Annotated in this window: 1 protein-coding gene; it reads right to left on the reverse strand. The window is 70.8% G+C overall.

Going from position 1 to position 6,124, the window contains the following annotated elements; genetic code table 11:
- On the reverse strand, positions 1 to 6,124 hold a 6,124-nt coding region (locus tag NN2_RS33745), incomplete at both ends, for a non-ribosomal peptide synthetase (RefSeq protein ID WP_156511548.1).

The raw sequence follows: 6,124 nt of genomic DNA on the forward strand, positions 1-6,124 counted from the left end.
GCGGCGCGAGCGGGAGCAGCGACGACCGCGCACGCCGGCTGAGGCGGGCCGCCAACCCGGCGATCGTCGGCTCCTCGAAGATATCGCGAATTCCTACCCGCACCCCGAGGGCCGCCTCGGCACGCGCGGCCACCCGGGCGGCCGAGAGCGAGTCGACACCGATCTCGAACAGATTCGCCGCCACGCTCACCCGCTCCGCGCCGGTGATCGCGGCGACGATATCGGCCAGTGCCGCTTCGTGATCGGTGCCCGCGGCCACGAAGTCCGCCACGTCGTCGAACTCCGGCTGCGGGAGCGCGGCCCGGTCGAGTTTGCCGTTCGCGGTGAGCGGCATCCGGTCGAGCACCTCGACGCGCCCCGGAACCAGATACGACGGCAGCCGGCGCGCGAGCCGGTCCCGGATCGCGCGGCCGTCGATCGCCGCTCCCGGTGCGAGCGTCACATAGGCCACGATTCGTTCCGCGGTAGCGATCGCGACCGCGCGCACGACCTCCGGGAGGGCACATGCCGCCGCCTCGATATCCCCCGGCTCGACTCGCTGGCCGTGGACCTTCACCTGGAAATCGCTGCGGCCCAGGAAGTCCAGACGGCCCGATCGGGTCCACCGCACCAGATCCCCGGTGCGGTAGAGCCGCTCCCCCGGTGCGCCGAACGGATGCGCGACGAAGGCCGCGCAGGTGAGATCGGCGCGGCCGTGGTAACCGCGCGCCAGCTGCACACCCGAGACGTACAGGTCGCCGACGACGCCGACCGGCACCGCGCGCAGCCTGCGGTCCAGCACGTACACCCGCATGCCGGAGACCGGTGTGCCGATCGGGACCGTCGCGGGGACCGTCACACCGGGCGAGCATCGCGCGGAGGTGACCACCTCCGCCTCGGCCGGGCCGTACCAGTTCACCACCTCCGCCGCGGTGAACACGCGCGCCGCAGCATTGACGGTGGACTGCGCCAGCGCCTCCCCTGCGACGAAAACCCTTCGCACCGAAGCCAACTCGGTGCCGTCGACGGCTTCGAGCAGGACGTCGAGCATCGACGGGACGAAGTGCACCGTGGTGATCTCCCGGTTCGCGATGCACTCCGCGAGATAGGCCGGGTCGCGATGCCCCTCGGGTTCGGCGATCACGATGCGCGCGCCGGTCTGCAACGGCCACAACAGTTCCCACACCGCGATGTCGAAGGTGACGGGCGTCTTGTGCAGCACCGTATCGCCGGCGCCGTGCGGCCACTGCCGCTGCGCCCAGGCCAGCTGACCAGCGGTGGCGGCGTGGGTCAGCGCCACGCCCTTGGGCACACCGGTGGAGCCGGAGGTGAACAGGACATAGGCCACGTTCTCCGGCCGCAGCGGCGCCCGGCGATCCGCATTCGTGATCGGGTCGCCGGACAGCCCGGACAGATCCAGCCGATCCAGGTCCACCCGCGAACATTCCGGTGTCAGGCCGGCGCCGTCGGCCGACGTCGTGAGAACCAGGAGCGGCCGTGCCGCGTCCAGCACGTCGGCGACGCGCCGGCTCGGCTGCTGTGGATCGATCGGCACGAAGGCCGCGCCCGACTCCAGCACCGCGTACAGCGCCGTCACGAGGTCGACCGAACGTCGAACCGCCACGGCCACATGCGTTTCCGTACGCGCACCGCGCGCGATAAGCCATCGGGCCAGCCGGTGGACGCGGTCGGCGAAGTCGGTGTAGGTCAGCGCCTCACCGTCGGCGGGCAGGATCGCCGGAGCGTGCGGAGTGCGGCGCACCTGTTCGCCGAATCCGTCCACCAGCGTGCGGCCCACCGACACCGGATCGCCGGTGTCGTTCCAGCGTTTGAGCACCAGCTCCCGTTCGGCGGTATCGAGCAGATCGAGTTCACCGAGCGGCGCGTCGGCGTCGGTCGTGAGCCCGTCGAGCAGGCGGACGAACCGGTCCGCGAAGCGCTGCGCCGACTCCGCGTCGAACAGGTCGGTCGCGTAGGTCAGTCGCAGCGTCATTCCGGCCGACTCACCCTCGGGGCCGTGGTCCTCCGTCACCATGAACAGCAGGTCGTAGATCGCGGAACTGTCTCCCGCATCGAGTGTTTCGACGGTGAGTTCCGGCAGCTCCACGCGCGCCCGCACCATGTTCTGGTAGGCGAGCATCACCTGGAACAGCGGCGAATGCGCGGTCGAGCGGGCCGGGCGCAGTGCGTCGACCAGCTGCTCGAACGGCACGGTGGCGTGGTCGAAGGCCTCGATATCACTGCGGCGCACCACATCCAGCAATCCGGTGAACGTCTGATCGAGGGTGACACGGGTGCGCAGGACCAATGTGTTGACGAACATGCCGACCAGCTCGTCGAGCACCCGATGACCGCGGCCCGCATGCGGTACGCCGACGGTGACGTCGTCACTGCCGGACAGGCGCGACAGCAGTATCGCGAGCGCCGTGTGCACCACCATGAAGGTGGTGGCGCGAGCGCGCTGGGCCAGCGATTCGACCCGGCTCTGCAATTCCGCCGGTATGTCGGCGTGGATCAGCGCGCCGCGATGGCTCTGCTCGACCGGGCGCGGGCGGTCGGCGGGCAGTTCGAGGAGTTCCGGTATCCCGGCGAGTCGCGTTCGCCAGTAGGCGATATCCCGGCCCACCGGAGATTCGGGATCGCCGGGCGAGCCGAGGACCGCACGCTGCCACAGGGCGTAATCGGCGAATTGCACCGGCAGCGGCGGCCGGTCCCACGGATGGTCGCCGGTCCGCGCCCTGTACGCCGCCACCAGATCGGCGGCCAGCGGCGCCACCGAATAGCCGTCGCAACTGATGTGGTGCACCGCGATCGCGACCACCCGGACGGTGTCCGACAACCGGTACAGCGCCACCCGCACCGGCACCGCCTCGGATACGTCGAATCCGGTGGTCGACAGCGCGGCCAACCGGTCGGCCAGCTCCCGCTCGTCGATCCACCGCGGTGTCAGGTCCCACTCCGCGACGACGGCGGCCGCATCCAGCACCACCTGCGTGGGCACGCCGTCGACCGCCGGGTACACGGTGCGCAGACTCTCGTGCCGTTCCACCACATCGACGACCGCGGCAGCCAGCGCGTCCGCGTCGAGCGCGCCCTCGAGTCGAACCGCCAGCGGCACAATATATCCCGGTGCCTGCGGGTCGTATTGGTTGAGGAACCACATCCGGGTCTGCGCCGTCGACAACGGCAGGCGCTCCGGTCTCGGCCCGGGCGCCGGGGCGGGCAGCGCGGGCACGCCGCGCAGCCGGGTGATGCGCTCGGCGAGCTCGGCGACCGTGGGCGCTTCGAAGATCATCCGCACCGGCACGGATGCATCGAGCGTGCCGCCGATCCGGCTCAGGGCGCGGGTGGCGACGAGCGAATTGCCGCCCAGGTCGAAGAAGTCGTCGTCCGCGCCCACGGCCGCCACGCCGAGCAGTTCGGCGAAGACCTCGGCGACCGTTTGCTCCACGATCCCCTGGGGCGCACGGTATTCCGCCTGCCCGATCGCGTCCGGAACCGGCAGCGCCCGGTAGTCGATCTTCCCGTTGGCGGTGAGCGGCACCGCGTCGATCCGGATGATCGCGGCGGGCACCATGTAGGCCGGCAGGCGGTCCAGCAGCAGGCGGCGAAGCTGCCTGGCATCCACGGTCTCCGGTGCGACCACGTAGGCGATCAGGCGTTGCTCGCCGCGGTCGGCGCAGACGCGCGCCACGGCCGCGCTCACCTGTTCGTGCGCGAGCAGCGCCGCCTCGATATCGCCCGGTTCGATGCGCAGCCCGCGAATCTTGACCTGGTCGTCGGCGCGCCCGACGTAGCACAGCACGCCGCCCTTTCCCCACCGAACCAGGTCACCGGTCCGGTACATGCGGGCACCGGGCACACCGGCGAGGGGGTCGGCGACGAAGGTCGCGGCGGTCAGATCGCGGCGACGGTGATAGCCGCGAGCGAGCTGGACGCCGCCCAGATACAGCTCCCCCGTGACCCCTGCGGGTACCGGATGCAGGCGCGAATCCAGCACGTGCACCACGACATTCGGCTCGGGCGTACCGATCGGCACGGTACCGCCGTCGATACCGTCGACGTGGTAGGCGGTGACGCTGACCGCCGCCTCCGTCGGCCCGTAGAGGTTGTCGAGGCGCGCATCGCTGAGTTCCCGGAAGCGACGCACGGTGTCGGCCGGCAGCGTTTCGCCAATGCACAGGACGCGCCGCAGATCCGGGAAGCGATGACGGGCCGCCGTCTCCTCGAACGCGGCGAGCAGCGAGGGCACGAAATCGGCTGTGGTGACGTGATGTTCGGCGATCAACCGCGCGACCGCCTCCGGGTCGGCGCCCGCGCCCGGGCCGGCGATCACCAACTCGGCGCCACAGGTCAAGGCGCAGAACAGTTCCCACACCGACAGGTCGAAGGTGACCGGCGTCCGCAACAGCATGACGTCGTCGCCCAGCCGATAGTGCTCGCGCAGCCAGCGCAGCTGATTGACCACCGCGGCATGCGATACCGCCACGCCCTTCGGCACTCCGGTCGAGCCGGAGGTGTAGATGACGTAGGCCAGATTCTCCGGGCGCAGCGGCCCGAGCCGGTCGCGGTCGGTCACCGGCGAGGTGTCGAGTGGTCGGGCGCCGAGTTCGGCGACATCCCAGACCGGGATGTCGCCCGGCAGGTTCGCCTCGTCGGGTCGGCGGGTGAGGACCGCCCGGGGCCGTGCCGCGCCGAGCACGGCGCGCACCCGATCGAGCGGGTGTTCCGGATTCACCGGTAGATATGCCCCACCCGCCGCATGGATCGCGTAGAGGGCGGTCAGCAGGTCGGCGGACCGGTGCATCGCCACGGCCACAACCGTTTCGGGGCCGACTCCGCGGTCGATCAGCGCCCGCGCGAGCGCGTTCACCCGGGCCGCGAACTCTCCGTAGCCGAGTCGTGTGCCGTCCCCGGTGTCCAGGACGGCGATCGCGCGCGGTGTCGCCGCGGCCTGGGCGGCGAACAGCTCGGCGATCGTCGCCGAGGACGGCGCCATGGATCCGCCGGTCTCCCGCACGGCCAGCTCGCGCGCCTCCTCCTCGGTCAGCAGATCGATATCGCCGATCGCACGGTCGGGCCGGTCGACGACCGCGCGCAGCAACAGAACGAATCGGTCGATCATCGAGCGGATCGTGGACTCGTCGAACAGATCTGTCGCATAGGAGAATTCGAGAGCCATCGCACCGGGCTTGCCGTCGCGGCGCGCGGTGTCGACGAGATTGAGGTGCAGATCGTATTTGGCCACGCTCGGGTCCGCGGTCCGGGCATCGACCGTCAGCCCTTCGAACCGCACCGTCGGAATGTCGATGTTGTGGAACGCGAAACCCACCTGGGTCAGCGGCGCGTGCGCCGTGGAGCGAGGCGGATTCAGCACCTCGACGAGACGTTCGAACGGGATGTCGGCATGGCCGAAGGCGGCGAGATCGGTTGCCCGGACCTGCTCCAGAATCCGGCGGAAGGACGCGCCGGGATCGATGCGCGTCCGCAACACCAGAGTGTTGACGAACATGCCGATCAGGCGTTCGAGGCCCGGTTCTCCGCGCCCGGCCACCGGTGTGCCGACCGCGATGTCGTCACCGCCCGACAGCCGTGCCAGCAGTGCGGCATACGCCGCGTGCAGCACCATGAACACCGTGGCATCGCGCGAGCGGCCGAGCGCGGTCAGCTCACGCCCGAGATCGGCGGGCAGGGTGTACGACACCGTCGCGCCCCGGAAGCTCTGACGCGCCGGGCGGGGGCGGTCGGTGGGCAGATCGAGCACTTCGGGCAGATCGGCCAGCGCCGCGCGCCAGTAGTCGAGTTGAACGGCGGCCGGAGCGGTCGGATCGTCCTCGGTGCCGAGCCGCTTGCCCTGCCAGAGCGCGTAATCCGCGTACTGCACGGGCAGCGGCTCCCACCGGGGCGCGCGCTGCCCGCGGCGCGCCTCGTAGGCGGTCATCAGGTCGGCGGCCAGCGGTGCGAGCGAGGATCCGTCGAAGCTGATGTGATGGACGACGAGGACCAGCGTGTGTTCCTCGGCGGCGGTGCGCAGCAAGGCGATCCGGAACGGGACGTCGCGGGTGACGTCGAATCCGGCGGCGGCCGTGGCGGCGATCCGCGCTTCGAGCTCCGCCGCGGGAACCGCCTGCGGCTCCAGCGGCGG

Origin of the sequence: Nocardia nova NBRC 15556 (assembly GCF_001613005.1) — a bacterium.
In the GTDB taxonomy this organism is placed as follows: domain Bacteria; phylum Actinomycetota; class Actinomycetes; order Mycobacteriales; family Mycobacteriaceae; genus Nocardia; species Nocardia nova.